At 40.8% G+C, this 26,118-nt stretch carries 31 protein-coding genes and 1 tRNA gene; 9 read left to right on the forward strand and 23 right to left on the reverse strand.

What is annotated here, in order from left to right; genetic code table 11:
* Nucleotides 1–888: 888 nt before the first annotated feature.
* Complete coding sequence (locus ACFQ3S_RS14885) at nucleotides 889–2,124, forward strand: phage integrase SAM-like domain-containing protein (RefSeq protein ID WP_377165841.1); 1,236 nt, start codon at nucleotides 889–891, stop codon at nucleotides 2,122–2,124.
* A 22-nt stretch (nucleotides 2,125–2,146) separates the two neighbouring features.
* Here the strand turns inward: ACFQ3S_RS14885 and ACFQ3S_RS14890 are convergent, their stop codons facing one another.
* From ACFQ3S_RS14890 to ACFQ3S_RS14905, 4 genes are all read right to left on the reverse strand, one after another.
* Nucleotides 2,147–2,452 (reverse strand): HigA family addiction module antitoxin, encoded by a 306-nt coding sequence (locus ACFQ3S_RS14890; RefSeq protein ID WP_377165843.1) that lies wholly within the window; start codon nucleotides 2,450–2,452, stop codon nucleotides 2,147–2,149.
* Between the two features lie 18 nt (nucleotides 2,453–2,470).
* Nucleotides 2,471–2,749, reverse strand: coding sequence for a type II toxin-antitoxin system RelE/ParE family toxin (locus tag ACFQ3S_RS14895; RefSeq protein ID WP_377165845.1), 279 nt, complete (start codon nucleotides 2,747–2,749; stop codon nucleotides 2,471–2,473).
* 204 nt (nucleotides 2,750–2,953) lie between these two features.
* Nucleotides 2,954–3,760, reverse strand: coding sequence for a response regulator transcription factor (locus tag ACFQ3S_RS14900; protein WP_377165847.1), 807 nt, complete (start codon nucleotides 3,758–3,760; stop codon nucleotides 2,954–2,956).
* Nucleotides 3,761–3,873: 113 nt separating this feature from the next.
* Entirely contained in the window at nucleotides 3,874–4,215 is a 342-nt protein-coding gene (locus ACFQ3S_RS14905; protein WP_377165849.1) for a helix-turn-helix transcriptional regulator, read from the reverse strand.
* Between the two features lie 44 nt (nucleotides 4,216–4,259).
* On the opposite strand from ACFQ3S_RS14905, the gene ACFQ3S_RS14910 reads away from it, so the two are divergent.
* The 5 genes from ACFQ3S_RS14910 (at nucleotide 4,260) to ACFQ3S_RS14930 (ending at nucleotide 9,186) form a co-directional block, all read left to right on the forward strand.
* The gene (locus ACFQ3S_RS14910; protein ID WP_377165851.1) at nucleotides 4,260–5,648 is read left to right on the forward strand and encodes a WG repeat-containing protein; all 1,389 of its coding nucleotides are present in this window, start codon (nucleotides 4,260–4,262) and stop codon (nucleotides 5,646–5,648) included.
* Between the two features lie 11 nt (nucleotides 5,649–5,659).
* Nucleotides 5,660–5,998 carry a hypothetical protein gene (locus tag ACFQ3S_RS14915; RefSeq protein WP_377165853.1) on the forward strand — a complete coding sequence of 113 codons (339 nt, stop codon included), beginning with the start codon at nucleotides 5,660–5,662 and terminating at the stop codon, nucleotides 5,996–5,998.
* Nucleotides 5,999–6,052: 54 nt separating this feature from the next.
* Nucleotides 6,053–6,235, forward strand: a complete 183-nt coding sequence (locus ACFQ3S_RS14920; RefSeq protein ID WP_377165855.1) for a hypothetical protein — start codon at nucleotides 6,053–6,055, stop codon at nucleotides 6,233–6,235.
* Nucleotides 6,236–6,290: 55 nt separating this feature from the next.
* The gene (locus ACFQ3S_RS14925; protein WP_377165857.1) at nucleotides 6,291–7,406 is read left to right on the forward strand and encodes a hypothetical protein; all 1,116 of its coding nucleotides are present in this window, start codon (nucleotides 6,291–6,293) and stop codon (nucleotides 7,404–7,406) included.
* 718 nt (nucleotides 7,407–8,124) lie between these two features.
* Nucleotides 8,125–9,186, forward strand: coding sequence for an IS110 family transposase (locus tag ACFQ3S_RS14930; protein WP_377165859.1), 1,062 nt, complete (start codon nucleotides 8,125–8,127; stop codon nucleotides 9,184–9,186).
* A 104-nt stretch (nucleotides 9,187–9,290) separates the two neighbouring features.
* Here the strand turns inward: ACFQ3S_RS14930 and ACFQ3S_RS14935 are convergent, their stop codons facing one another.
* Nucleotides 9,291–10,373 carry a relaxase/mobilization nuclease domain-containing protein gene (locus tag ACFQ3S_RS14935; protein ID WP_377165861.1) on the reverse strand — a complete coding sequence of 361 codons (1,083 nt, stop codon included), beginning with the start codon at nucleotides 10,371–10,373 and terminating at the stop codon, nucleotides 9,291–9,293.
* Nucleotides 10,363–10,743, reverse strand: a complete 381-nt coding sequence (locus ACFQ3S_RS14940) for a plasmid mobilization protein (protein WP_377165863.1) — start codon at nucleotides 10,741–10,743, stop codon at nucleotides 10,363–10,365. The genes ACFQ3S_RS14935 and ACFQ3S_RS14940 overlap by 11 nt, the downstream gene beginning before the upstream one ends.
* Before the next feature lie 258 nt (nucleotides 10,744–11,001).
* Between ACFQ3S_RS14940 and ACFQ3S_RS14945 the strand changes: the two genes are divergently transcribed.
* Entirely contained in the window at nucleotides 11,002–12,924 is a 1,923-nt protein-coding gene (locus ACFQ3S_RS14945) for a type IV secretory system conjugative DNA transfer family protein (protein ID WP_377165865.1), read from the forward strand.
* A 34-nt stretch (nucleotides 12,925–12,958) separates the two neighbouring features.
* Nucleotides 12,959–13,891, forward strand: a complete 933-nt coding sequence (locus tag ACFQ3S_RS14950; protein ID WP_377165867.1) for a hypothetical protein — start codon at nucleotides 12,959–12,961, stop codon at nucleotides 13,889–13,891.
* A 261-nt stretch (nucleotides 13,892–14,152) separates the two neighbouring features.
* Here ACFQ3S_RS14950 and ACFQ3S_RS14955 read toward each other — a convergent pair whose 3' ends face one another.
* The 8 genes from ACFQ3S_RS14955 to ACFQ3S_RS14990 all read right to left on the reverse strand — a co-directional run bounded on the left by ACFQ3S_RS14955 (nucleotide 14,153) and on the right by ACFQ3S_RS14990 (nucleotide 19,263).
* Nucleotides 14,153–15,127 (reverse strand): toprim domain-containing protein, encoded by a 975-nt coding sequence (locus ACFQ3S_RS14955; RefSeq protein WP_377165869.1) that lies wholly within the window; start codon nucleotides 15,125–15,127, stop codon nucleotides 14,153–14,155.
* A 503-nt stretch (nucleotides 15,128–15,630) separates the two neighbouring features.
* On the reverse strand, nucleotides 15,631–16,809 hold the full coding sequence (locus ACFQ3S_RS14960) for a tyrosine-type recombinase/integrase (RefSeq protein ID WP_377165871.1): 1,179 nt from the start codon (nucleotides 16,807–16,809) through the stop codon (nucleotides 15,631–15,633).
* Between the two features lie 348 nt (nucleotides 16,810–17,157).
* Nucleotides 17,158–17,325, reverse strand: a complete 168-nt coding sequence (locus ACFQ3S_RS14965) for a hypothetical protein (protein ID WP_377165873.1) — start codon at nucleotides 17,323–17,325, stop codon at nucleotides 17,158–17,160.
* Nucleotides 17,326–17,733 (reverse strand): hypothetical protein, encoded by a 408-nt coding sequence (locus ACFQ3S_RS14970; RefSeq protein WP_377165875.1) that lies wholly within the window; start codon nucleotides 17,731–17,733, stop codon nucleotides 17,326–17,328.
* Nucleotides 17,734–17,762: 29 nt separating this feature from the next.
* On the reverse strand, nucleotides 17,763–18,188 hold the full coding sequence (locus ACFQ3S_RS14975; protein ID WP_377165877.1) for a hypothetical protein: 426 nt from the start codon (nucleotides 18,186–18,188) through the stop codon (nucleotides 17,763–17,765).
* A gap of 3 nt (nucleotides 18,189–18,191) precedes the next feature.
* Entirely contained in the window at nucleotides 18,192–18,458 is a 267-nt protein-coding gene (locus ACFQ3S_RS14980) for a helix-turn-helix domain-containing protein (protein WP_377165879.1), read from the reverse strand.
* A gap of 150 nt (nucleotides 18,459–18,608) precedes the next feature.
* Nucleotides 18,609–18,681 (reverse strand) — tRNA-Phe (locus ACFQ3S_RS14985).
* A 150-nt stretch (nucleotides 18,682–18,831) separates the two neighbouring features.
* On the reverse strand, nucleotides 18,832–19,263 hold the full coding sequence (locus ACFQ3S_RS14990) for a hypothetical protein (RefSeq protein WP_377165881.1): 432 nt from the start codon (nucleotides 19,261–19,263) through the stop codon (nucleotides 18,832–18,834).
* A gap of 92 nt (nucleotides 19,264–19,355) precedes the next feature.
* Here ACFQ3S_RS14990 and ACFQ3S_RS14995 point away from each other — a divergent pair, with 92 nt between their 5' ends.
* The gene (locus ACFQ3S_RS14995; protein WP_377165883.1) at nucleotides 19,356–19,841 is read left to right on the forward strand and encodes an ABC transporter ATPase; all 486 of its coding nucleotides are present in this window, start codon (nucleotides 19,356–19,358) and stop codon (nucleotides 19,839–19,841) included.
* A 256-nt stretch (nucleotides 19,842–20,097) separates the two neighbouring features.
* Here the strand turns inward: ACFQ3S_RS14995 and ACFQ3S_RS15000 are convergent, their stop codons facing one another.
* The 9 genes from ACFQ3S_RS15000 to ACFQ3S_RS15040 form a co-directional block, all read right to left on the reverse strand.
* The gene (locus tag ACFQ3S_RS15000; protein ID WP_377165885.1) at nucleotides 20,098–20,394 is read right to left on the reverse strand and encodes a PH domain-containing protein; all 297 of its coding nucleotides are present in this window, start codon (nucleotides 20,392–20,394) and stop codon (nucleotides 20,098–20,100) included.
* Between the two features lie 144 nt (nucleotides 20,395–20,538).
* On the reverse strand, nucleotides 20,539–21,519 hold the full coding sequence (locus tag ACFQ3S_RS15005; RefSeq protein ID WP_377165887.1) for a type I phosphomannose isomerase catalytic subunit: 981 nt from the start codon (nucleotides 21,517–21,519) through the stop codon (nucleotides 20,539–20,541).
* 36 nt (nucleotides 21,520–21,555) lie between these two features.
* Complete coding sequence (locus tag ACFQ3S_RS15010; protein WP_377165889.1) at nucleotides 21,556–21,795, reverse strand: HepT-like ribonuclease domain-containing protein; 240 nt, start codon at nucleotides 21,793–21,795, stop codon at nucleotides 21,556–21,558.
* 59 nt (nucleotides 21,796–21,854) lie between these two features.
* A complete protein-coding gene (locus tag ACFQ3S_RS15015) occupies nucleotides 21,855–22,046 on the reverse strand; it encodes a nucleotidyltransferase family protein (protein WP_377165891.1) in 192 nt (63 codons plus the stop codon).
* 225 nt (nucleotides 22,047–22,271) lie between these two features.
* Nucleotides 22,272–22,811: a CopD family protein gene (locus ACFQ3S_RS15020; protein WP_377165893.1), complete on the reverse strand. Its 540-nt coding sequence runs from the start codon at nucleotides 22,809–22,811 to the stop codon at nucleotides 22,272–22,274.
* Nucleotides 22,812–22,917: 106 nt separating this feature from the next.
* Nucleotides 22,918–23,943, reverse strand: a complete 1,026-nt coding sequence (hemE, locus tag ACFQ3S_RS15025; RefSeq protein ID WP_377165895.1) for a uroporphyrinogen decarboxylase — start codon at nucleotides 23,941–23,943, stop codon at nucleotides 22,918–22,920.
* Nucleotides 23,944–23,975: 32 nt separating this feature from the next.
* Nucleotides 23,976–24,503: a hypothetical protein gene (locus ACFQ3S_RS15030; RefSeq protein WP_377165897.1), complete on the reverse strand. Its 528-nt coding sequence runs from the start codon at nucleotides 24,501–24,503 to the stop codon at nucleotides 23,976–23,978.
* 3 nt (nucleotides 24,504–24,506) lie between these two features.
* A complete protein-coding gene (locus ACFQ3S_RS15035; protein ID WP_377165899.1) occupies nucleotides 24,507–25,214 on the reverse strand; it encodes a response regulator transcription factor in 708 nt (235 codons plus the stop codon).
* Between the two features lie 22 nt (nucleotides 25,215–25,236).
* A complete protein-coding gene (locus ACFQ3S_RS15040) occupies nucleotides 25,237–26,106 on the reverse strand; it encodes a sensor histidine kinase (protein WP_377165901.1) in 870 nt (289 codons plus the stop codon).
* Between the last annotated feature and the right edge of the window lie 12 nt (nucleotides 26,107–26,118).

Below are 26,118 nucleotides of genomic sequence, written 5' to 3' on the forward strand. Positions count from 1 at the left end.
CGCTGCCGTTCCCTTCTTCGTTTCAGCTTTTTTAGCCTCGTCCGTTTCGGGAGTGCAAAGGTAAACAACTTTTTATATTCTCCAAAACATATTTTTATTTTGTTTTGGGCGGGGACAAAGGATTTTATACCCTTATTCCATAGTTGCTTATTTGCCGCTTTTCAATGTTTTTCCATTCATTGCGATTGGGAGTGCAAAGGTAGAAATCCTTTCGGTATTTCCTAAACTATTTTTAGTTTTTTAACCCAAGCCGCTTTTTAATCCACTCACACCTCTTGCGGGTTGCAAATGTACCCTTTTCTTATACTCAATCTAATATTGTTTTGTTTATTCGTATTACTTTTGCTTAAATGCCTGTTGATCAGACAAAATTAAATAATACCGAATATGGATAGTACTGTTTGTTTTTGTTATAATTTTACAATGAGTGCAAACATCCTTTTAAAAAAAGGGTGTCAAAAGGGCTAAAAAAACTACTCAAATTATCGTTTTTTTGATATGGGCTAACTCTCATTATTACAGAGCATGCATTATTATGATTTCTGATACATCGAAGATAAGAAACTAAAACAGGCATCCTTTTAGGTATCATAAACATTGAGCAACTATGGATTATTTTGATATGGTGGAAAACAGAAAACCCTGTAAATTAGCTATTTACAGGGTTTTGATATGAGTTGACACTAGTTTTAGTGTGGTATCAGCTGGGATCGAACCAGCGACACAAGGATTTTCAGTCCTTGTTCTATTGGTCTTTAATGGTTTAAAAGTGGCTTTAATGTACTTAAAACGCATATTTTCATTCATTAGATTTGGTTACAAACCAACAAAAACCGATGTTTGTTGTACCATTGTTGTACCAATTTAGGGCTGCAAAACATTCATCTTATGTCGGTTGTAAAAGTCATTCTAAGGAAAAAGCCAAAAGCTGACGGCACATGTCCGCTTGCGCTTCGCATTACCAAAGATCGTAAATCTTCTTATGTGTATTTGGGCTATCATTTACTTGAAAGCGATTGGGATGCTGTCAAGCAACGCGTGCGTAAAAACCATGTCAATTCCGTTCGTTTAAATAACATGATTGCAAAGAAGCTGGCCGAAGCTTCCGACACCGCAATTGAGATGGACACCAACCATGCCGGAGCATCGTCAAAAGCTGTTGTAAAGAAGATTAAACCCAATAGCGGGGCAAGTTTCATTAAACAAAGCGAGGCTTATTTAGCCATCTTAAAAGAGGCTGGTAAGTATAATCAGTACAATGCCGACAAGCCACGCATTAATCACTTTAAAGACTTCCTAAAATGTTCCGATATTGTGTTTCCTGATATTACCGTTGATCTACTGGAACGCTTTAAGCATTATTTGCGCGTTACAATCAAGGTCGGTAAATCAGATAAGAAAATCAGTGAACGCACGGTAATTAACCATATGGTGGTAATACGTTCGGTTTTCAGCCAGGCAATTAAACAAGGTGCGGTTGATAAGAAATATTACCCGTTTGGGAAAGAAGGAATGACTATCAAGTTTCCTGAAACAATGAAAGTCGGCCTGTCTTACGAAGATGTGGCAAAAATTGAAACTGTACAACTGGATAATCCCAATTATAACCATGCACGTAATTTGTGGCTTGTGTCTTATTACTTTGGCGGAATGAGGGTATCTGATGTACTGCGGCTAAAATGGTCTGATTTTAAAGATGACCAACTGCATTATACGATGGGTAAGAACAAGAAGCCGGGGAAATTAAAGACCTCAGATAAAGTAGTGCTTATTCTTGACCAATACAAAGAGGCCAAACGGCACAAGGATGATTTCATCTTCCCTGAACTTAAAAAGATTGAGGATTTAAACGACCAGTTTTTAATCGAGCGCAAGATTGGCGAAAATGCCAGCCGGATCGACAAATTTCTGAATAAGCATGTCGCGCCGCTGGCGAAGGTTGAACACAAAGTAACCATGCACATTGCACGTCATACAATTGGTAACTTGGCTGGTGATAAAATCCCTATTACGATGCTGCAAAAGATTTTCAGGCATTCAAGGGTAACAACTACGATTGCTTACATGAACAGCTTTATTAATAAGGATGCCGATGATGCTTTAGCTGCTATTATCGGCTCTTAGGGTCGTATTTTTCTTTTCATGGTTAAGCAACTTGTGGCTGCCAAAACACCTTGACGTTCTTTATATCAACCTTTTTCCGAGCTTGTGCCAAATCGTAACTCTCTTGCACATGTAACCAAAATTCTGCGGTATTGTTAAACGCAGCACCAAGGCGTAATGCCATTTCAGGGGTTACACTTTGTCTGCCGTTAATAATAGCCGATAATGTTTTACGCGTTGTGCCTAATCCTGCCGCTACTTGCAGCACGGTTAGTTTTTGTCCTGTTTCTTCGTGAATACCGTCTAAGGTTTCGCGGATTAATTCGCCCGGATGGGCTGGGTCAAACATTGCCATTTTAATTCCTCCCTAATGATAATCTATATAATCAACTTCGTGCGCATCTTCGATAATAAACTGGAAGATGATACGGAAGTTCTTATCCACTTTCACCGACCAAAAACTTTTAAGATCGCCGCTTAACTGGTGCAAACCATATCCCGGCACATTCATGTCAGTAATGACCTTGGCTGCCTCAAGACGGGTCAGGATTAGCCTGATCTTGCTTATGTGCTGCGGTTGCAGCTTGGAAGCATCCCCTTTCTCGTAGTACAGCCTAAGCCCTTTATGGCGTATGCTTACAATCATGATACAAATGTAACGCGAAACGTGTCAGGTGTCAAGTTTTTTTTCACTAACACCCGTTTTCATGATTAACAAATGACCATCAAACGTCTTTCCTTAGCACAGCTCTTGTCTTGAAAAATATTGCCCATTTGATTAAATAAGTTCCATCAGACATCTCCCCTAAGCACTGCTTAACTGTGTCGATATATTTCTAATAATGGGCAATCAATTTGAGGCTTTCAGAACGCCAAACTCATAAGCCCTACTAACCGCCTCTGCAATGTTGCTGGCACCCAAACGGATTATAATCGCTTTACGGTCATGCTCAACCATGTCTTTTGTAAGGGATAGACTACTGGCGATTTGCTCATTTTTATACCCTTGCACGACCTGTTTTAAAATTTGTAATTGCCTGATGGTAAGTTCAGGAACTGGCATATCAAAATTCTTGCGCTTTATCTGTGGGTCGTATGTTTCAATAGAAACTGTTTTGCTGGCTGGATTAACCGATTTAATGGTATGTGTAATTATACTGTTGGTAACACGGTTGGTAATATCCCGTACCATGCCCACGACGATTTTTGGCAAACCGTTATCGGTGAAACTATCAAAGCGCGAAACCTGTTCAACCATTGTATAGCCATTACTGCGGTTCTTCACACGATAATTGCAGGTAAACCGTAAATCTCTATATTCTGACGGATGTAACGTATTCATAAAGGCAACGTTCGCTGGCAGGATCACTTCATCATACGTTCTGTAATCATCAGGGTGCCAAAGTTTACTGGTCATCTGTATGCCGCCGCGCATGATCTCATCAATGGGCTGACTGGCACATGCCGCAACGCCTTCATCAACTTGCAAATATTGTTGAAGGGAATAATCAAGAACATAAAGGCCTTGTTTCGATTCTTGTTGAAATTCTTCTTTAAAGCCGTCTTGTAATTGTTGGGATTTATAAACTTCGCCCTGTATATCCTCATTGGGCTGTAAAACAGATAAAAGATTGCCGTAAGAAGTTATTGTTTGCATACCCAAATATATTAAGAAAAAAAGGCCATTGATGCCGCTGGCGGCATATGCACGGAAAAGTACATGCCTATTTTTGACTGAAATATAAGGATAGAAAAACGGAAACAGGGAAATTATTTGTGGTTTGCTGGTTCTAAAAGTTCAGGCACTTCCACTTTTAAATATTCGGCAATGACGTAAAGTTCAGGAATAGAGGGTTGGCTGTAGTTGGTACACCATTTTGAAACGGTTTGCACACTGACATTCATGTACTCTGCAAGGGTTTTGTTCTTAACCTGCTTAAGTGCCAAGTGTGCCTTAATACGGTTATAAACCCTCTTTTGCTTTTCCATCGCATAAAAATAGAAAAGGAAAATTAGTGCCTTACTGGCATTAGTATCTCTATAATTTAATAAATAATCTATAAAAGATATTAATTTCTTTGATAGGTGATTTTTATCCCATATTTTTAACATTAAATTATTTTAATAAATATCCTTACGTTTTAATTTTTACACCAATGCTACAATTTTACTCCAATGCCAAAGCCTCTTCATTGACATTGCTGCTTGTTTGCTTGTTAAACATTTCTTTCTGCGTGGCGCAAAACCCTGTTGGTAAAACCATCGATCAACTTTATAGCCAGGCTAAACTGATTGATGCAACAGAATACGATGAATTTTATCAAGGCTATGCCATTATCAGAAAGGGTGAGGAATTTTCCTTGATATTTCAAGATGGGAGAACCGTTATCCCGTTTGGCAAATACAAGTTCAATAATTTACAAGGGTTCAAGATTGACGTTGAACGCTGCGGCTTTCGTAACGGGATGTGCGTTGTCCGCGATCCAGTTACTGAAAAATACGGTTATATCAACCGTAACCTTGAATTGGTAGTGCCATGCACGTTGATTGATGTAAAACCTTTTATGGCTGATGGCTATGCATGGGCAAAACGATTGGATGCCAAAGGAAAAGAACAGGAAATCTTTATTGATAAAAAGGGTATTAAATATATTGCTAAAGGCCAACCGTCATATAGCAAGTTCCAGTTAGACTGTTATCCTGTATTAACGGCAGATGGATACAATACTTTTTACGCTAAGAATGGCACCCTGCTTTTTAAGACAAAACGGCAATTCGACTATGCTAAAGGATTTTCGGATGGCCTGATTAAGGTCGATACCAACGACCGCATGAGCGGAAGTAAATCAGGCTTCATGGATAAAAAAGGCCGCTTGGTTATACCATATCAATTTAAGGGCAGAGTTTATGAATTTCACGAAGGGTTAGCATTGGTTGAGCCGCCAGTTTCCGATGCGTTCAAATACGCTTACATCAATAAAAAGGGCCAGATTGTTATTCGGTTAAATTCCAGTAGTGAATTTGAAGACTTAAATATTGACAAGGGTAATTTTGAACAAGGCTATACGATTGGAAGCAGCAGAAAAGGCAATGTGATGATTGACACGTTAGGCAACATGACCCTGATTGCCGATAAAATAAGGTATAACCAGTTCAATCAAGCATTTTTCAGTCGCTTTAATGCAGTAGAAATTCAAAAAGATAATATCAAATATAAAAATGGCCAGTTCAAATTTTATGCAACCATGTCGTTTAAAATGCCCGACACTTTAATCACAGGTGGCCTTAACGGCGGCAGAAAAATTATCCGTATGGAAACCTATACTTTCACCGGACAAGGTATTGCTTCGTCCAATGGGCAAATATCCATCCTGCCAATCTATAAGGAGATTAATTTTCCAGAGATTAACTCAACGCTGGCAAAAGCAAGCTATGTAATGAACCTTAGCAAAAATGTAAAAGTAGAGGCCAACGGCTACGCCGATTTTCATTCTGAAAATTATTACAATCAGTTCTTTCAATTCATTATTCCAAACAAAAACTAAGTATATATTTTATGAAATCATTTCTATTTATGGGCGCAATCTGCGCCGTAGTGCTATTTGGTTGCTCTAACGACGGCAGCAAGTTTGTCGGTAAATGGCAATCTACCGATGACAGGGTATTTCCTACCAATGAATTTTTATTGATTGATAAAAAGGATGATCAATATATCCTGAGAAAATCAAAAGATTTAACAGATACGGTAAAGCTCATTTACAACAAAGAAGGTAAATATTTATCAGGGAGTGTAAATGGGGCAGACATCGATATTAAATACCTTAAAGAAACCGACCATATCACCCTTGGTGCCTTAGGCGACACGCGCTTTGTTGAGTTCAAAAAAGAAGATTAACTGCTTTTAGTATTAACAACATTTATATTTTTCACTCACTTAACTAAATAATTCATGAAACGATTAATGATTTATGGTCTTTGCGCCATCGTGTCTTGTGCTGCATTTACGGGATGCAAGGAATGTAAAAAATGCCATACAGAAATGCTGGGTATGAAAAGCGCACCGCAGGAATATTGCGGTGATGATTTGAAAAAAGCCGAGCAAGTACCTGGTATGGTTTGCGATAAAGATTAATCCAGACAAACCAAGCTCTTTGCGCTAAGCAGGGAGCTTTTTTAAAAAACAACATATGAAAATTTATACTTATTTGATTGGATTAGCTTTTACAGGTTTGTTAATATCCTGCGGTAAAAGCGGCTCAACAAGCAATCCTGAACCAACAAAACCGGAACCCCAAATTACCACTTCCGGCAATACCACCACTTATCCAAGCGGCTACGTGGTAAAAACATTAGGTTTTAGCCGGATTGTGCTTGGGGTCGATGCAAACGACAAATTAACCGTGGCCGAACTTTACGGCGGCGGTAACAAGGTCGTGCTAAAGGCTGGCACGGGAAATATTGTTGAAATGATTGGCAATGGTGGGTTTAGTACGCTCCCAGCACAATTCGGACCTGACGGTTACGGCAAAGTGGTTGAAGAAACTATCGACAACGGAAAAATGCCAAGTGATACGACTGGCAACCAAGCCATAACTATTCGTATCAAAGGTTTCGATAAAACAAAAACGGGGTATAACCAACTCAATCTTGTAATGCACAAGATGGTGAGAATTCAAGCAACTGGCTTTGATACCAATATCGCTTTTTTCAAATATAATTCAGGAAAAACCTACTCGGGCGCAAGTTTTAAAAGTCTGTTCACCGGAAACATACAAGTGACCGATGTGCAGATAGCGGCACCAGTATCGGCCAAACCGTATGTTACCGAAGACCATGTTGTGTACCTCAATAACGGTGCATATAATGCGACCACGAACCAAGCCATAACGCTCGACCTAAAAAGCGATACGTATGTGACCAATACAAGCTATCAAAATCTTGGAACAATAGGCAGTAATTTCAAATATGAGTGGGTGAACGCAAACAATGGGGCGGTTACGCGCTATGACGAATACAGCTTTAACCTGATTTTCTCAAATATTAAAGCCGATGATGAAGTGGTGCTTGCAAGTGACAGCACTAAATACGCTTTCCTGCGGATCACTGGCTTTGACCCTGCCAAAGTTGGCTACAATCAATTACGGCTGTTTATTGGCAGCAAGGGAAAAACCTATGATGGTAGCATTCCATTTTTTGCCACGACAAAACAGGCAACGATGCCAACACTTGCAGCGGCTAAAAATATGCTGATTGCTGGCAAGCTTTATACCAATTATGCAGCACCAGTGGTGTATCATTATTAAACCGGGTAGCCAGTAACGAAAAAACATAACTGGTTGGGGCAAGGAAACTTACTCGCCGTCAAAGGTCGGAACACCTATCGTATTATACAAGCCTTGTCGCAACCAGTTTATTAAATGAATAACACAACAGCAGGAAAGCCTATATTTCCATCAAGTGCCAAACTAACAAATGAGAGAGGCACCTGCTGTTCAAAATAAAAACCGGCAGGAATAAACTTACTCGATGTCACAGGTAAACCCTAACAAACGATATAAGGCTTGTCGGTTTAATTGCTGAAAAAAGTTAGCAGCAAAGAAGCCTAACGGTACATCAAGATTACCTTATCAGCAGATTGAGGCCTTTGCTGTTTTAAAATACAAACCGACCGGAACAAGCTTACTCGACGTCAAAGGCGTACCCTATCGAATGATACAAGACTGGTCGGTTTTAACAATAATGAAAGCTAACAGCAGGAAAGCCTATTTTTTCATCCAGATATACTCTGTAGTCAGATAGAGGCACCTGCTGTTTTAAAACATATCGGCAAGAACAAACTTACGCTATGTCACAGGCAAACCCTAACGAATGATATAAGGCTTGCCGATAAAATATTTAAGCATAGCAGCGAAGTAGCCTATTTTTTGATCTTGGCAAAACCAATCATGAGATTGAGGTATTCGCTGCTCAATAAAATCCCGTTCTGCGATTTAGCATCGCCAGTTAATATTACCTAAACCAATGACTGAACAGAAAGAAAAACAATTCACCTATTTTATCGGCATTGACGTATCGCGCAATGAACTGGATTTTGCCTTGCAGCATGGCAACAAGCTATTATATCACAAAGAGATTGGCAACAATGTCGCTGAAATAACTGCGTTTCTTGTCGAATTTAAAAAGACGGCACGTTATGCTATCGCGAAAGCGGTGTTTGGCATGGAAAATACTGGCATTTATTCAAACCATTTATTAACTGTGCTACGGCGGCATAAAGCTAATATAGTCCATGAAAACCCGCTGCATATTAAAAACTCGTTAGGCAATATTCGTGGCAAATACGACAAAATCGACGCGATAAGAATTGCACAATATTTGTTCAAAAGCAGGGATAATTTGCGCCTGTGGTTGCCAAAGCGTCCAATCATCCAGCAACTGGCGCATCTCTCAACATTAAGGGCGCGTTTACTTACGCTGAAAGGTGCATTGGCAACACCGTTAAAAGAGGACACAACATTTGTTGACAAAAAGATATTGTCACAAAGCAAAAAGTTATGTGAGCTAAGTATAAGCGCCATGACCAGTGATCTTGTGGCAATGGACAACTATATTGCAGAATTAATTAAATCCGATACCCGGATCAACCATTTGCACAATACAATTACTTCTATTCCAAGTGTCGGTACGGTTACGGCTGTTCAAATATTAATTACAACAAACGAGTTTATCGATATAACCAACCCTAAAAAATATGCTTGCTATGCAGGGGTTGCGCCGTTCAAAAAGGAATCCGGCTTGATAACGGCCAATGCTCGTGTGTCGCATATCGCCAATAAGAAGGTTAAAGCGTTATTGCACACTTGCGCCCTTGGTTCTGTTCGTTACGTCCCTGAAATGAAAGCCTACTATGAGCGTAAAGTAGCCGAAGGCAAACCAAAAATGGCCGTGTTAAATGCCGTGAGGAACAAACTGGTGCTAAAGATATTCGCCTGTGTCAAACAAGATGTGTTTTACGATCCTGATTATAAACGGGAGCCATTAGAAGACATAGATATATTAGAAAGTACGACAACTGCAAATTAAGAAGTTTCGTATATTTAAAGACTAAGCAGGTCTAACCCTGCTTAAATTGTGATAAGGTTTAGGTTGCAAGCCCTTTTCTGCGAGAGAAAAGGGCTTTGCTTTTTTTAATCCCACTCCATGCCATTATCACGGTTTAAGTCATGGCCGCGGTCTTGCTGCTGATTACGCTCTTGCTGCAATGCTTTGCGTAATTGGTCTTCTTTAGATATAGTTATATTTTCCTTGCTTTGTGCAAATTGCTGTTTCAATTCTTCACGGCTGATTTCCGGTTGGGTGATTTCTTTTTTGGCTTGCAATATTTCCTTAAACGCGGCATCGCGTTCGGCCTGTGTCATACGCTTGGGCTGGGTTTGCGGTTCCTGCTTTGGCGTGGCTTTGGTCTGATCGCTGGCATTCATTTTGAAGTGTGCTTTTTGTTTGCCCCGTTCGTCGCGTTCTCGCTGGCGGGTTTCGGACTGATTGCGCATGTAAACAATGGCCTGCTTCTCGGTCATCAATGTTTCATTACGCAAACGTTCCCTGACATCTGTTAACCTTACGCCTTTAAGCTGGCGTACCAGGTCGAATGAGCGACCATTTTCGTCCACGACAATAAACGGATTGCGGCCTGAACCTGCGGCAATCATGTAATTATTGTTCTTACAGGCGGTCAGGAACTGCGCCCCTGTGCCTGTCTGGTTCCATAGCTGCAAGAGTGAGGCTTTAAGCTCCGGCCTGTGCGCATTGCGGCGTGGTGTTGGCTTATGCCCAAACTCCATTTCCATTGAACGGCGCGCGCGGTCTTGCGCCAAGCGGCTGAAACTGTCTGATATGACGATGCCTTTTTCATGATCGTAACGTTCCCATACCACATGCGCATGTGTGCGGCCTTTTTTCTCATGCAAGACGATCACGCGCCGTTGGTCTTCAAAGCCTAACTCTTTGCCCAAAATATCGGCGGCTTTAAACCAGTCGGTGTTTTTATCTTCATCATAGGCGGGGTTAATCTGTGCATGGTACAGGCTGTTCTTGGCTTTGGTTAAATCAGCCATTAAATCCATGCTGATAATGGTTTGGCGCAAATAATCCGCGCTGGCGTTTTCACGGCCAGCCGCTTCCAATATCTGAATGCGCTCATTGTCGCTTTTGGTCGTGAGGTAACGTGCCAACTGTAACCCGTTCCCCCGTGTGCCGCCCCTAATAACCATAGCCTAATAAATCCAAAAGTTGCTGCATGGCGTTGTCCACTTTTTCCGATGCGTTAATGATGTAATAATCGGGCACGGTCGGCTCGTTCATCAGTTTTCGGCGGTTCACTTCACGAGCCACCTGATTAAGATTGCTGCCGATCTTGCCGATATGACCCTTCAACTCAATGAGTAGTTCGCGGCTGATAGTGGTATTGCTACGCATGGCGGCTTTGCCGGTTTTCAGCAAACCGAACTCGCGCAAAAAGTCGCTCGTGTTCATGCCGCGATTACTCGCATTGGTTTTGATCGCTGCCTTTTCGTCCTGCGTAACACGAATTTCAATCGTGTGGTCACGCAAGGCTTCGGGCTTTTTTGTAAGCCGTGCCATATATGTCCGTCAGATGTTTTTTGTTTCGGGGGTCAAGCGGGGGATGCCATCCCCCCTTGCAAGACGGTTTGGTGAGGACAATAAGCGAAGCTAAATTGTCCGGACAAACCACGTCTTGCAACTGACGGACAATATACACAATGGCAAGATAAAAGTCAAGGTAATCAAGCGGTTATACAACTACAGGCAATGCTGTACAGCTACGTTTAACACCGTGCAAAAACATGGCAAAAAATAACAGGCCATGAAAAGAAAAAATTGGAATTATCAACGCTGGTTTCTAATTTAACGTTTCATGATTTCAAACAACCTGACCCGATGAACGATGACCCTAAACAAGGCCAAGAGCCATATTCAAATAAGGCCTATCCAACCCTGTATGATTTTTCACAACTGGAAACCAAAGAACCCGATTTTTGGGAAAAGTTAGGCATCAGCAAAGATGAGCTGAAATTGCTATTACGGTTTAGAACCGATTACGAAAAGCGCAGCAAGATTGCCGTATTCATGGTCGGCGTATGGCTTACGCCCATCACCCTGATTGGTGCCTTGCTCGGCTTTGTACGCGGCTATAATCGCATCTTGCGGCCATTTGATATTTTTCCGGATTTTTACCCGATGCGCCCGATTATCCGCTTTGCGATGATTGTCGGTGCGATTGGCATTTGGCTTCTCTTGTTAATAGGGTGCTTATTGCTTTGGCCGTTTATTGATAAGGAATATTTTGGGATTGTATTTGTCATTGGCTATCTGTTTGCCAATACCGTGTTTTCCTTTGTGGTTTATGCGCTGTTTCGCAGGTGGCGTATCGGTGTCAATAATGGTTTGGTGGAAGGGGAAAAATTTGGCACGGCACGGTTTGCCAACCCATGGGAAATCGCCCCATTTGGCGAATTACAAGACGGTCTGTATATCGGGGGCGGGTGCCATTACAATAAACAGGGGCATTTGCTTACGGTGGCCGGGTCGCGATCCGGCAAGTTTACCAATCTAATTGCTCCTAACCTGTTAGGCTGGGGCAAGATCGACGGGTCATATTTTATAATCGACCCGAAAGGCGAAATCGCTGCTGTGACCTATGATTACAACCGCGACAGCAAACGTCAAATCGTGATGCTCAACCCGTGGGGATTGCTGGAAAATGACGTGCTACCACCTTCCTATGCTTATAATCCAATGGATATTCTCGATGTGAACAGTGTGCATATGGTGGATGATTGCCAAATGCTGGCAGAGATGTTGGTGCCAATTGAAAAAGATAGCCGCAATCGCTTTTTCAGTGATTCCGCCCGGACGGTGGTTGCGGGATTTTTACTATACATTGCTGTTTCAGAACCAAAGGAAACACGCACTTTAACTACGCTTTGGAAGTGGGTGCGGTATTCGCAATTGCTATGGGATAGGCTGCTTTCTGAAATGGCATTAGCGGATGATTTGCCCTTTGCTGATAACTTACTTTACGCCTCGCAAGAAATAGAAAAACTAAGCAAGTCGGGACAAAACACCTGGGGAAGTATCTTATCGTCTGTTTTACAAGCCACTGATTTCTTGAAAAGCGGCTCATTGCAAAAGTCACTTCAAAGTGACTTTGACCCGTCCTTATTGGCCGAAGGTAATATTACTTTGTATGTGATCATTCCTGCGGACAAGTTGCAATCGCATAGCCGCTGGTTGCGACTGGTAACCACCAGTATGATGCGCGCCGTTATTCGCAAGCCGCAAAAACGTGTTGTATTCCTGCTCGATGAGTTTGCCGCGCTCGGTTATCTGCCAGAGATAGAAATTGCGCTGGGTGCTTACGCGGGTTTTAATGTGACTGTCTGGCCAATACTGCAATCATTGGTACAGCTTAAAAACCTTTATGGCGAAAATTGGGAAGTGTTTATTGGTAATACTGTCGTGCGGCAATATTTTGGCATACAGAACAATCATGATGCGGAATATATCAGTAAGGCAATGGGTAAAAAATCGCACGTTATTGAAACCGTCAGATGGTTCGGCAATGAAGATGCCGTTGCCAATGAACGTAACCTCATAACGCCGGATGAATTGCGGATTGAATCAGGTAAAAAGATATTTACCTTTATTGATGATCTACCTCCGGTGATGTTTGAGAAGCTGCCTTATTTTAAAGTTCAAGAATTGAATGATAGGGCGAGGGAAAATCCTTATATCAGATAAACGCACAGCATTTTATAAAATTTATAAAAATCAAATGAAGAAATTTTATTGGAAGTCTTTCTTGTCAAAAACAGCATACCGTTCGCACCATTTTTTTAAGGGTTGGGTTGGGCAGCCGGAGAGCCGTTTAAAAGATGCGCTTCTCATTGCAGGAACCATCAAGTTAGCTGACGATCTAAGGCATTGGTCAATTAAGGACCCTTGGAAACCTATACTTGCGGGTAGCGGTTTACTATTTTATTTTTCCATTGGAACATTAATACAAAGGGGAATTATAAATGTAGGGATTAGAGGCCCATATATATTTCCAAATAAGTACATTAAGAAAAGAAGAGAGGGAAATCCCTGGCTTATTACGCTTTCCGACATTGACCCTAATAACTTTGAATTTGCTAACAATGACACTGCATACGTTTCTGCCCAGCTAAATTATGAAGCATATAAAAATGGGGCATGGTCAACCTCTATAGAGGACAAGTATCAGAGAAATAAAGAACACATTGCACAAAATAGTAAGTGTTTCATGTTTATTAAATCAAGAATAATAAAACATAAATATATAGGATTTACTCATCTTTTACCGATCAACGTAGATACATGGAATCTGTATTTAGAAGGCAAAATTGGGGATAATGACTTCTCTAAAAGCAATATTGTTTCAGATGTAAATAGTATCAATGACGCCTATGGCATCATAATTTTTTCGATTGCAACAACTGGTATTCATACTGAATTTAAACTATCTAATGGCTACGCTGAAGCAATCGGCGATTTACTCGAACAAGCTATAGTATATCATGCTCAAACTTTAATGGATTTGCATTTTAGCAAAGGACACCAAGTTCCGTTTCTACTCCAAAATATGGATGATCGGTTCTTAAGTTATTTTAAAGGCTACAGTATTTTTCACGAAACAAAATCGCATGATTTTGCTAAGCTTGTAACATTTAAGGTATTGAATTCGTAAGCTCTATTGATTACACTTAATTGTATTGCATAAAATTGATAGGAGAAAGATTTGGCACATTTATTAGATTGGGAAGAAAAATATAACAAATTAGCTAAAACTTCAGCTATTAGTATCGTTGTAGGCACATTTATGGGATATATGGCAGGTTATAGTTCCTCCACCCACGATCATAAGTTTAATGATAACAGTATTGAAATCACAACATCTGTTACTACAAAACAAATAAAGAACGATTCGCTAAAAAATTGGAAACTGAGGTTATAGTCTAAATGTCCAGAAATTGGATAGATCTTTAGCACTACTATAAAACTGTTCCATCCCACCAACTTCAAAACCATGCGGCTCTAACTCACCCGCTATAAAGTGCGTTGCTTGGTATCCTGCATCATCATTATCCATAAAAAGAAAAACAGATTTAATGCTGTCTTTTAGCTTAATTAAATTATTTGTTGCCTCTCCTGCAAGTGATGTACTGTTCAAAATAAAGCTGTAATGCATTGGCGTTTTAATTTTCTTTTTTTCCAGCCACGATAGAAAGTCCCAAAATCCTTCAAATACATCGGCTGCCGTTGTTTCTTTAATTGGCTTTTCTGTTGTGATGGCTTTGGCACCAATACAGGTTTTAAAGCATTTTTCCTGCTTTGGGTTTGGGATGCTAACCTCATACCCGCCTTTGTCATTCTCAAAAAGAAAGCTGGTGTATGTTTTTCCAGTAACCGTATCGCGTATGTAACCCTGCTTTAAATATAGGTTTGCCAGTTCCAAAGATATTCTGCGGCGTTGCAGTTCTTCTTTTAAGCCAATAAACGAAATGCGGTCTGCAATCTTTAACAGTTTGAAACGTGGTGGCGCATCTTTTACAGGCTGCGTTTTGTTTGACTGGCTGATTTCGTTCTTGTTGTTTTCGTATGTGGTACCGCTATCGTTTCCGAGGGCTTGCAGAGCTTCTTTAATGCCTATGCGCCGATCTTTGCTATTAAGGTCACACCATAGGTCAATAATATCGCCGCCGCTGCCTTGCACATTCTTCCCGTTATAATTGGTGATGCCGGAATGGCCGAAGTCGTGCCAGTTATTGTATTTTGCATTTACTTTAAATGAGGCTGTTTTTTCATCCGGCCGGAACGGCGAGAAGAACCAAAAATCGCCTCTGCGGTCGGTATGCGAATAACGACCTCCCAGCCGTTCCACCCATTCCTGTAAAGGGATTTGTTTTGCTTCTTTAATATTCATGATTTTGCTCTCAATTTAGGAATTGAAAACGCCCAAGCGATTAAGCCTGGGCGTTAGGTTTCGGTCTGCCATTAAAAAGTTAAGGTTACTTACACGGTTGCTGGTCGTTGATATAATTTCTTATATCCTCCGCGCGCCAAACGGTTATTCCATCACCAAGTTTATACTTTTGAGGGTATTTACCTGATTTAACCCCTGTCCACCACGTAGAGGCACAAACAGGGATTACTTTAAGGATGGTAGATAAACGTACAAAACCCGTTTCCGGCAGTTTGATTTCATGGGACATTAATTTCTCCTTGCAAACAACAAAGCTGTAACCGCTTCAAATGAAAGCGGCTGGGCGATATTGGACTGATATGATTTAGGGCAGGGGAAATACTATCATAATCTGCCACGCTGGTCAAGGAATAAAATCCTATATTAAGAATAATTAACTTTGAATAACCATTGTTTCATTGAAATAATCTCGTTGTTGGTCTCGGAAACAAATTGTTTTTTAGTTACATATTATCAATAAAATCTGCCCATTTCTGCATCATCTTCACCCGTTGCGGCAAAAACTGCGCTCGGTCATAAGCCTGATCTATTTTGCTTTTTGGCAAATGAGCCAACTGACGATCGACAACTTCATGCCTGTAATGCAGTTTTTCTTTAATTGTACTCATGGCAAGGGCGCGGAAACCATGCCCTGTCATGATCTTGTGATAACCTAAAGCATCCAACCCTTTTAGAATGGTGTTGTTACTGATATGCTTATTAGGGTTGACAATACTTGGTAAGATAAAGCCATTGCCGCCATATAGATTTTTCAATTCATTTAATATTGCAATGACTTGCTTTGACAGCGGTACAATATGCTCGATACGCATTTTCATACGCTCTGCTGGAACAATCCATATCGCTTTTTCAAAGTTAAATTCTTCCCACTTTGCTCCGATAAGTTCATTGGTACGGACGAATGTTAAAAGCATAAGGCGAATAGCATAAATCGTTTGCGGATATAATCGCCGCTCATTCTTCTCCAATGTTCTTAGAAAATCGGGTAACTGGTCTGAATTGATAGCGGCGTGATGGCCTTTCTTATACTTCTTCAACGCGCCTTTTAGGAAGACTGATACATCACGGTCTGTCCGTCCGGTAATAACAGCATAACGCAAAACTTGGCCAATGAGGGAAAGCATCCGTTTGGCTAAATCGCTTCGGCCTCTGCCTTCGATCCTTTGCAAACAGGTAAGCAACTGGTGTGCGGTTAGTTCGGCAATGGGAATGCTGCCAATAAAAGGGTAGGCGTTCATTTTTAGCCTTTGCGTTATATGTTTTGCATATCGAGGCTCCCATGTGTCTTCAAAGTGTGTATGCCATTCCGTGGCAACAACTTCAAAGGTTTGCTCGGCTTTATGCTTTACGGCGTTTTTCTGATCTTGCTTGTCTGCGGCGGGGTCTATGCCTCCGGCAATCAGTTCTTTGGCTACATCACGTTTCTGCCTTGCCAAAACTAAGCTTATTGCAGGGTAATGTCCGATTGTTAAAAGCTTCTCTTTGCCAAGAAAGCGATACTTGTATCGCCATACTTTTGTGCCGGAAGGCATGACACTTAAATACAGGCCGTTGGTATCAAAGATTCGGTAGGCTTTTTCTTTAGGTTTGGCGTGGCGGCAATTCAGGTCGATTAAAGGCATTTTACCTCACGGGGCTGGGGTAAGTGATTTTGGGGTTAAAAACGTACCCCCAAATTTACCCTATTTTCTTAGGAACATCATCACATTCCGTTGGACAACATAAGGGTATGATAACAGAAAACCCCTTGTTTTACAAGGGGTTTTGGACTGTATTGCATTAGGATAATATTCATATTGGCGGAGACAGGGGGATTCTAACCAATTAATAAACACATGTTTTAATTGATTTTATTTTAAATAAAATTGAAGCTTACCCCAAATTGTTACCCCAAACAGCTAAAACACTATTAAATGGCATTGGTCAATTTTAAATATTGCTTCTCAAAATGCAAAGAATAGAAACTAACATTACTCACGGTCAATATACTCCATATGCTTTGTGACAATTTTAAGTTCATCATTTTTATAAACACTTTGAAAATAAAATTTTCGCTTTTCAGCAAGCAATTCACTGTCATAAATACCTAAGATTGGATCGTTAGGCTGATTGGTATTGATCAATATATAGGTTTTCATTTATTTAGGATAAATCTTGTATTTAACTAAAATGTTATTTCCTGCTTCAATCGCATTCTCAATATTTGCTTTAGCTGCATTTCTTAATTGAGCATGAGATTTTAATTCTGCTGCGTCTTCTTTTGATAAGATATGTTTGAATTTTTCTATTGCCTGATTTAACGTTATTTGAACAATGCGCCAGATTTGATTGCTGGCTATTTCAAAATCATCTTTCATGTTCTCGATGGGTTTTGTGCTAACGCGCATCTGATTGTTTTTAATATTTTCAACATCCATAAGATACATTCTTTCGGTACGCTCGTATCTTCTATAAATGTCAGCATCCGCATTTGCCACACCATGACGACCGCACTCATTTACGCGTCTGACTAAATACTCAAAATCCATTTCATCAACTATAGCCATTTCTTGCTTATATTTTTTGTTCCAAGTTATTAATATTCCATCCCCATATCCATGTTTTTGTCTAAGCCGCGATCACGTTCTTGCTGCTGGTCGCGTTCTTGCTTCATACGGCTCATAGACTGGCGTATTTTGTATTCTTTTTTTCCGGCATTCAAACCATCTGTATAATCTTTACCCATGCCCTGCGAGTTTAACATGCGCTCTAATAATTCAGGCTCATGCTGACATAGTGCCTGCGCGTTGCGGTAACCATTTTTATATGCTTGTGTAAACTCCTTTTTCGGGATGCCTCGGTGAAATTCCTGATGTTCCCGCGCCGTGTCCATGACTTTAACGAACTCGTTATTTTTATTGTTCCTGATGATTTGCTCTAATAGTTTTGGCTCGTAAGCACTTAGGACATATCCGGCGTTGTAAGCGCGGGCGATGCGTTTTTCTTCTTCGCTGATAGCCATAGGTTAAAAAGGGTTTTGTTTGTTGTTTTTAAGAAAGGCAAGGATTGAGGCACGTTCGTACAGGATTACGCGAGCAGATGCGTATGTGAAGCTTATTTTGCCCTCATCTCGGTATTTCTGTAATGTGGCTTTGCTGGTTATTCTTAATAATTGCATAGCTTCATCGCCTGCAATCCATTCATCTTCTTTCTTTAGATTACCCTGCAATCGTTCAACGGCTTTTTCCAATAGGGCATAAAAGGCGGGTTCTTCTAAACAGATAACTTCCATTGTAAGGGGATTGGTTACCTGTAAATTTACGCTTTGCGACTAAGCACGCAAATATCCAACAAAATATATTTTTCGAGAATGTTGTACCATTGTTGTACCAACAAAAGAAAAAGGCGATTAAACTTTCGTCTAATCGCCTGATTTTCAGTGTGGTATCAGCTGGGATCGAACCAGCGACACAAGGATTTTCAGTCCTTTGCTCTACCGACTGAGCTATGATACCGCCCTTTTGGGATTGCAAATGTAGACAGTTTTTTTGTTTATCGAAATTATTTCTGAAAAAATTATAGCTAATTATAGGCCTAAGCTATTGGATCAGCTTAATTGACTGATAGCAAGACATATAAAATAAAGCGTATTATTAATAAATTATTCAATGAGATTTCAGGTAAATCAAATTATTTAACAAACTGTCCAATTGTTCAGCTTCAAGCCCTTTCACTGGTATTTTAAGGCTCGTGCTCATGGAATCGACATTGCCTTTGGGGTCGTTATAGGTTTGCACTATCACATCGTAGCCTAGTGTTTTAATACGCAGGGTGCCTTTAATATTGGTACCTATGTAATCTATGTCTTTAAACCGGTGCAAATTAAACGAGTAATACTCCTGCCGCCCGCCCTGGTAAGTTTTTTTGAACCTGATAAAAGCATCGGGCGTTAAAGTTAGGTCCCATTTCTTGAGTTTGGGTTCTGCCAAGTTGTCAAATGATTGAAGCAAACATTTGCTGGCCCACAATAAAGCCTGTTGTTTATCGGCATACCAGGTAAAGCTATATGCAATAAGGCTTAAAGATAGTATAGCCATTAAAAGATACCTGGTGTTTAACATAACAAAACTTGATTTCAGCATGACAACAAAACTCACAATCCGAAGTTACAAATTTGATACCTTTGTATATGCAATTTTCTGAAAATTCAAGAGTGTGGATCTACCAGTCGAACAAAGAGTTAACGGCAAACCAAACCGCGCAGCTGCAAAACCAGCTTAGTGCCTTTGCCCAAAACTGGACGGCTCATAACAACCAGCTTAAAGCTACTGCAATAATGCAGTATAACCGTTTTATCCTATTAGTAGTTGATGAAAACCAGGCCGGTGCCAGCGGCTGCTCCATCGATAAATCGGTAAGGTTTATGAAAGACTTGGAAAATGAATATCAAATTAATTTGTTCGACAGGTTTAACCTGGCTTACCGCAATGGCGAACAGATCACGTCAGTATCGCGCAATGAGTTTGAAGATTTAATTAAAGCCGGTACTATTACCGAAAATACCATTGTATTTAACAACCTGGTACAAACCTTGGCCGAACTGCAAACCAAATGGGAAGTGCCTTTAAAAGATAGCTGGCACATACAGTTGTTCGGCAACTTGCTGGTGAACTAATTTGCAAACATTAGGTTGATATGAAATTTTATTTGAGCAGGCAGAAGACTTGTGCGCCATGCTAAATATTCGGCAGGCTACTGGTGACTTATTAATTTATTACTAATATTTTAAGGAGCTTGTAGGCTTAAACAAGCCCCTTAACATTATTAAGTAAACTCATCTTATTATAAGATAAAGGCTAATGGCATTAAAATATCAGAATTACTGCCTTAAATTGAATGTTTTTGCTTGTTTGAAAATGACATATTAAGCTTTAGGCAGCACTTGCCTTACCTCTTTGCTTGTACACTACCTCAATAGCGGGGTTAATTAGCATAAGGTGACTTATAAACGCGGCCTGGTCTTTCGGCGAAATCATTGCGTCATCAAACTTTCTGTAGCTAACATTCAGCCGGTTTAACGATGCTGCCGGTGAGCTTAAAGCATTGTTGGTTTGCCGGATTTTCTTAATCGTATCAATGTCGATTTTTAATATTAAACAAGTAACCCATTTAATAGTAAGTATTTGCTCATTTACAACATAATTGGTAGTTAATAGCGCATGAACCAAAAATGCAATTACAGGTAATAAAAAGATAACACCAAATCAGGCTTCACTAATAACCATGCTTACAGCCGCTCCACCAACAATAACACAAAGCGGTATAATTAAATCAAGCCCTATTTTAAACCGATAGCTTACCATTTGATTTCATTAGGCGATATAACTTTCCAATATTTTGAAACCGGTAGAGGTGCTCAACTCAACCTCGTTTACCACGTTAGGTACCAGCAGGCAATCTCCCATTTTAACCGGGTAGCTTTCTCCATTATATTTCAGTTCGTAACTACCCTCCAGGCAAACGTGTATCACAAACGAATCTAACCCCGAATAATCTTTGCTCAGGCTTTCCGTATAGTTGAGCAGGTTGGTGGTAAAGTAGGGGCAGCTTATCAAATGTACATCTTCGTTTTGCTGAAGAGTATAATGGGTGCGGTAATCAGGATATTTTTTATAATCTATAGCGGCTAAGGCTTCTTCAGTATGTAATTCGCGCTTGTGGCCTTTATCATCTACCCGGTCAAAATCGTAAATACGGTAGGTTATGTCTGATGTTTGCTGTATCTCGGCTATCAGCAAACCTTTACCAATAGTATGTACACGGCCGGCCGGTAAAAAAAACACATCACCCGCTTTTACATCCTCACGGTTCAGAATATCGGTAAGGTGACCGCTTTTCAATTTATCCACATAGATCTGCTCATTTACTTCTTCGCTAAAGCCGGCAATCAGGCTCGAATCCGGATCGGCTTCTATTACATACCACATTTCGGTTTTACCGAACGAGTTATGACGTTTCCTGGCCAGTTCATCATCAGGATGTACCTGTATCGATAGGTCTTCGTTGGCATCAATAAACTTTACAAGTAACGGAAAAATATTGCCAAAACGCTCGTAAACAGCTTTCCCCACCAACTCATCTTTATACTGCTCCAACAGATCGGCTAACGACTGACCTTCCAGCGTACCGCCATCAACTACCGATACATCCGACTTTACACCCGATATCTCCCAGGTTTCGCCACAATTAGGCAAATCGCCAAAATCTTTATGTAAGTACGTACTGATTTTTTGACCGCCCCAAATTTTATCTTTATAAATAGTTTTGAATTTTAGAGGATAGAGTGTTGACATGTTTGTTTATAGATTTTGATTGAGATAGTTATTAATTTAATATACAAGTATAGGTAGATAATCTTCTTTTACCGCCCATATAATTGCATAGTTAATACCTGAGTAATGATGAACGATCCGGTTTCTTAAGCCTCTTATTTTGTGCCAGTCAATCGTATTCATCTGCTCTTTATATTCTTCAGGCAACCGGTTTTTTGCTACTTCCCCTATGATTTCAAGATTGCGCATTACTGCATCCTTTGTTTTTCGGTCATTTAAAAAACTACTCGTAATCATAACTCGATATAGCTTTGGCACTGTCTATTATATCGTTGAGCAACAGTTCGGGCGCTCTTTCAGACATATAGCATCTGAGGTTCAATGTAATCCCAATAGCCGGGCTTTATTCCATTTCGTGATACGAAATCAACTTTTCTATTAAGCAAATCTTCCAATTCGTCTGCCAATGTTACAAACTCAATACCGATGGGTTTATCAAAACTCACCACAATATCAATATCGCTGTTATCAGTAAAATCATCGCGCACTTATAGAGCCGAACAGGCCCAGTGTACTAACGCCATACTTCAACATCAACTGAGGCTTCAGCTGTTTTAAAACCGATCGAACTTCGTTTAGGTAAGCCATATAACAAATATAGTTATTATACAACAAAGCCCGCTTATTGTTAAGCAGGCTTTGTTGTTTTTATAAAACATAATAGTAAAGACTTTACTATTATAGCAGGAAACAGCGACTTGAAATTGGCAGAATTATAACTTGTTCTTCAGCCTGTAATTCCTGTAGATCTTCACGGCCGACAAAATGATCATGGCGAAGGCTACCAGGCCGAGTAAACCGTAAATCCAGCTTACCGCGTTTTTGAGTACAGCCAAAAAAACGATGGCAAAGAGGAAAATAGTGGCCACCTCGTTCCACAGGCGTAGTTGAAAGGAGGTCCACTTGAAGATGCCGTTGCGCATATCGTCCATGATGCTTTGGCATTTTAAATGATAACCTATTAAACCAACTACAAAGCAAAGTTTGATAACAAGCCAACTTTGCTGCATTAAGCCGTTATCCAAACCAACCATCCAAATACCGGCTATCAGTGTCAGAATCATGGCAGGTGTAGCGATGATGTTCCATAGCTTACGCTCAATACGCTCGTACTCGGTGGTAAGAATGCGCTTATCGGGGTCGGGTTTGTCTTGCGCTTCGGTATGGTAAATAAATAAACGCACCGCATAAAATAGCCCCGCCATCCAACTGACAACAAAAATAATATGTATGGCTTTAATGTAAAAATACATACCCCCTAACCCCCTAAAGGGGGAATTTTTTGATTAAACTTTTTACTAATAATACTTTCATAATATACGTTAGGACGACTAACTCCCCCTTTAGGGGGCCGGGGGTTTAATATTTAAACTCCTTAATCACCTCCACCGCATACTTCACATTATCAAACGGAATATCGGGCATAATGCCATGACCCAGGTTAAAAATGAAGCCCGGCGTATCTTTCATCCGGTTAAACAAACGGTGGATACGTTCTTTAATCACATGCTTTTCGGCATATAATATATGCGGATCCAGGTTACCCTGTACGGCTATGTTTTGCGGTAAGCGTTGTTTAATATCCAGCAGGTCAACGTTCCAGTCTATCGAAATTATATCGGGTTTAGCCTCGGCCATCAACGGTGCAAAAACCGAACTCCCTTTACAGAAAGAGATCACCGGAATATTCTTACGGTTCAGGTTGCTAATGATCTCGGCAATGTAACGGTGCGAAAACTCTTTATAATCGTCCCATGCCAACGCTTGTGCCCAACTATCAAAAATCTGCACGGCATTTACACCGGCTTCAATTTGCAGATTCAGGTAATCGGCAGTTACTTTCGCAATTTTAGCTAATAGTTGATGAGCCATTTCGGGCTCGTTGTGCAGCATGAGCTTGGTCAGCTTAAAATCGCGTGAGGAACCTCCCTCTACCAAATAGCTCATTACAGTAAACGGGGCACCGGCAAAACCGATCAACGGAATTTTACAGTTTAAACGTTGCTGAATCACTTTAATGGCATCAGCTACATATTGCAACTTATCCAAACAATCGGTATTGAGGTTATCAATATCGACCTGGGTACGTACCGGGTTGGCAAACTTAGGACCTACACCCTGGGTAAAGCTTAAGTCACCGCCCATGGCTTCGCCAGTTACCAATATATCCGAAAATAAAATAGCGGCATCAATATCCAGTAAATCAACTGGCAGCATAGTTACATCCGCAGCAATTTCCGGGGTTTTGCACATTTCCAAAAAGGAGTACTTGTTTTTGATCTCCCAGTATTGCGGCATAAAACGACCAGCCTGCCGCATCATCCATACGGGTGGACGCTCAGTTTTTTGCGAAAATGCGGATTGTAGAAATAAATTGTTTTCCATATAAAAAAGGGAAGCTTCGCAGCCGGCCTGTATTAATTTTTGTGTGATTGTAATTCCTGCTCTAACTTGCTGATAACGGCGCGCATTTTAGCGTTGATCTGGTCGCCTTTGTTTTCGGCCAGTTGCAGGTAAGCTTGCGCTTTTTCATAATTGCCCTGCCTTATGTTCAGGTTAACAATGTGTACCAACGCCGCCACATGATCGTTAACCGAGCGCAACGGGAATTGGGTAGAGAGTTCGTAATGCTGTTCAGCAGCATCATAATCCTGCTTATGCAAACTTACGCCTCCCATCATAAACTCATAAAAGCCACGGCGTTTATTACTCAGCCATTGCGGCCTGTTAATTTGCAAAAGCAACTCCTCGGCCTTTTGGTAATTTTTAACGTGGAACTGTTTAGCCGCCAAAATAATGGTGCCCTCCTTAAAATATCCCCAAACCAGCATAGCCGTAAACACAAATGTAATGGCAGCCAACTCGTAAGTTTGCTTGTAGATGAAAAAAGCCATCAACAAGGTAAAAGCGGCTGCAACCAGCAAACGGGCTGTATTTGTAAACATTAATTAGTGCTGCGTATCGGTAAACTTGTAACCTACCCCACGTATGGAGTGAAAATATACCGGGTTTTTAGGATCGGGTTCAAAGTACTTACGGAACGTCAATATGAAGTTATCAATGGTACGGGTTGATGGATACACATCGTAGTTCCATACCGTTTCGAGGATCTGCTCGCGCGATACGGCCTCATTTCTACGCTCGATCAGCAATTTCAGCAGCATGGTTTCCTTTTTAGTTAACGGCGTAATAGAGCTATCCTCGTTAATTAACTCAAATGAGTTAAAGTGAATGGTTTTTTCCCCTATTTTATAACTGTTGAACTCTTTCAGGTCGTCGCCTTTTAAGCCGCGTTTAACCAGGTTGTTTACCCGCAAAATCAGCTCTTCCAGGTTGAAAGGCTTGGTTAGGTAATCATCGGCGCCTTTTTTAAGGCCCTGAATTTTATCTTCGTTAGTGTTTTTGGCCGTAAGGAACATGATAGGCACTTCCGAATTTTCCAAACGGATGGTCTCGGCTACTACAAAGCCATCTACCTCCGGCATCATCACATCCAGTATAACCAGGTTAAAGCGCTCTTCCTTAAACTTTTGAAGTGCTTTTTTACCGTTATTGGCGGTGGTAACCTTGTAGCCTTCCAGCTCCAGGTTTAATTTGATGGCTTCTAACAGATGTTCCTCATCCTCAGCCAGTAATATTCTTTTTTTTGATTGCATATAGCGGTTTTGTTGAATTGGATTAACCAAATATAACTTCGAAAACACTGCCCGCCGGACGATTATCTCTTACATTGATAATGGCCTGGTGTTTATCGAGCACGTGTTTCACAATATATAAACCTAAACCCGTACCTTTTGTGTTACGGGTTTCTTCGCTTCCTACGCGGTAAAACCGGTCAAAAATACGGCTTTTTTCTTCATCTGCTATACCAATGCCATGATCGGCTACTTCGAGGTGTATTTTGCCGGCCTTGGTATATAATTTTACCTCCACCGTATCGCACGGACTCGAGTACTTAATAGCATTTTCGAGCAGGTTGGTAACTACGGCAGTCAGCGCAAACTTATCGCCGGTTACTTCCACTTTCGATTCTATTTCGGCGTTGATGAGCTGCTGGGTGAGGTCGCATTTATTAATCTGCAAGCGGTTAACGATACCGTCCACCAGTATAGACAGGTCGAACTGTTGTTTGGGAAATGAGTACGACTGGTTCTCTATTTTAGCGGCCAACAGCATGTTCTCCACCATATCGTTCAAACGGTCCACATCCAGCAGGCACTTACCTACAAAATCGGTTACCTGCTCTTTAGTGAGGCTACGTTTTTGAATAGTTTCGAGGTATAGCTTAATAGCAGCCAGCGGCGATTTCAGCTCATGCGTGACCGATAGCAAGAAGTTCTTTTTTTGCTCCACCAAAAGGCGCTCCTTGTTTAACGATTTATGGAACAATACCGCCCCTACCACAATAATACCAATGAACATGGAACCTTCTCCCAAAATCATTCCCGTACGATCGGGCTGTAGCCTGATGAGCATGTAGCCCCACCATATTAACTCCGTTAAGGTGTAAATGATAAGCGCGTAAAATATGACAAATGGTCTTTTCATATACCCCTCCCA

Source organism: Mucilaginibacter terrae (assembly GCF_042679325.1).
Classification (GTDB): Bacteria; Bacteroidota; Bacteroidia; order Sphingobacteriales; family Sphingobacteriaceae; genus Mucilaginibacter; species Mucilaginibacter terrae.

Bases quoted from the DNA above. Each gene is read 5' to 3' on its own strand.
- ACFQ3S_RS14930 (WP_377165859.1), top strand. From the start codon at position 8,125: ATGACTGAACAGAAAGAAAAACAATTCACCTATTTTATCGGCATTGAC.
- ACFQ3S_RS15010 (WP_377165889.1), bottom strand. From the start codon at position 21,795: ATGATTACGAGTAGTTTTTTAAATGACCGAAAAACAAAGGATGCAGTA.
- ACFQ3S_RS15005 (WP_377165887.1), bottom strand. From the start codon at position 21,519: ATGTCAACACTCTATCCTCTAAAATTCAAAACTATTTATAAAGATAAA.
- ACFQ3S_RS15030 (WP_377165897.1), bottom strand. From the start codon at position 24,503: ATGTTTACAAATACAGCCCGTTTGCTGGTTGCAGCCGCTTTTACCTTG.
- ACFQ3S_RS14995 (WP_377165883.1), top strand. From the start codon at position 19,356: ATGCAATTTTCTGAAAATTCAAGAGTGTGGATCTACCAGTCGAACAAA.
- ACFQ3S_RS14935 (WP_377165861.1), bottom strand. From the start codon at position 10,373: ATGGTTATTAGGGGCGGCACACGGGGGAACGGGTTACAGTTGGCACGT.
- hemE (WP_377165895.1), bottom strand. From the start codon at position 23,943: ATGGAAAACAATTTATTTCTACAATCCGCATTTTCGCAAAAAACTGAG.
- ACFQ3S_RS14895 (WP_377165845.1), bottom strand. From the start codon at position 2,749: ATGATTGTAAGCATACGCCATAAAGGGCTTAGGCTGTACTACGAGAAA.
- ACFQ3S_RS14980 (WP_377165879.1), bottom strand. From the start codon at position 18,458: ATGGAAGTTATCTGTTTAGAAGAACCCGCCTTTTATGCCCTATTGGAA.
- ACFQ3S_RS14940 (WP_377165863.1), bottom strand. From the start codon at position 10,743: ATGGCACGGCTTACAAAAAAGCCCGAAGCCTTGCGTGACCACACGATT.
- ACFQ3S_RS14910 (WP_377165851.1), top strand. From the start codon at position 4,260: ATGCTACAATTTTACTCCAATGCCAAAGCCTCTTCATTGACATTGCTG.
- ACFQ3S_RS15035 (WP_377165899.1), bottom strand. From the start codon at position 25,214: ATGCAATCAAAAAAAAGAATATTACTGGCTGAGGATGAGGAACATCTG.
- ACFQ3S_RS15040 (WP_377165901.1), bottom strand. From the start codon at position 26,106: ATGAAAAGACCATTTGTCATATTTTACGCGCTTATCATTTACACCTTA.
- ACFQ3S_RS14900 (WP_377165847.1), bottom strand. From the start codon at position 3,760: ATGCAAACAATAACTTCTTACGGCAATCTTTTATCTGTTTTACAGCCC.
- ACFQ3S_RS14890 (WP_377165843.1), bottom strand. From the start codon at position 2,452: ATGTTTGACCCAGCCCATCCGGGCGAATTAATCCGCGAAACCTTAGAC.
- ACFQ3S_RS14970 (WP_377165875.1), bottom strand. From the start codon at position 17,733: ATGGCTATAGTTGATGAAATGGATTTTGAGTATTTAGTCAGACGCGTA.
- ACFQ3S_RS14960 (WP_377165871.1), bottom strand. From the start codon at position 16,809: ATGCCTTTAATCGACCTGAATTGCCGCCACGCCAAACCTAAAGAAAAA.
- ACFQ3S_RS14950 (WP_377165867.1), top strand. From the start codon at position 12,959: ATGAAGAAATTTTATTGGAAGTCTTTCTTGTCAAAAACAGCATACCGT.
- ACFQ3S_RS14925 (WP_377165857.1), top strand. From the start codon at position 6,291: ATGAAAATTTATACTTATTTGATTGGATTAGCTTTTACAGGTTTGTTA.
- ACFQ3S_RS14975 (WP_377165877.1), bottom strand. From the start codon at position 18,188: ATGGCTATCAGCGAAGAAGAAAAACGCATCGCCCGCGCTTACAACGCC.
- ACFQ3S_RS14885 (WP_377165841.1), top strand. From the start codon at position 889: ATGTCGGTTGTAAAAGTCATTCTAAGGAAAAAGCCAAAAGCTGACGGC.
- ACFQ3S_RS14990 (WP_377165881.1), bottom strand. From the start codon at position 19,263: ATGGCTATACTATCTTTAAGCCTTATTGCATATAGCTTTACCTGGTAT.
- ACFQ3S_RS14915 (WP_377165853.1), top strand. From the start codon at position 5,660: ATGAAATCATTTCTATTTATGGGCGCAATCTGCGCCGTAGTGCTATTT.
- ACFQ3S_RS14955 (WP_377165869.1), bottom strand. From the start codon at position 15,127: ATGAATATTAAAGAAGCAAAACAAATCCCTTTACAGGAATGGGTGGAA.
- ACFQ3S_RS15020 (WP_377165893.1), bottom strand. From the start codon at position 22,811: ATGTATTTTTACATTAAAGCCATACATATTATTTTTGTTGTCAGTTGG.
- ACFQ3S_RS14905 (WP_377165849.1), bottom strand. From the start codon at position 4,215: ATGTTAAAAATATGGGATAAAAATCACCTATCAAAGAAATTAATATCT.
- ACFQ3S_RS14920 (WP_377165855.1), top strand. From the start codon at position 6,053: ATGAAACGATTAATGATTTATGGTCTTTGCGCCATCGTGTCTTGTGCT.
- ACFQ3S_RS14965 (WP_377165873.1), bottom strand. From the start codon at position 17,325: ATGAAAACCTATATATTGATCAATACCAATCAGCCTAACGATCCAATC.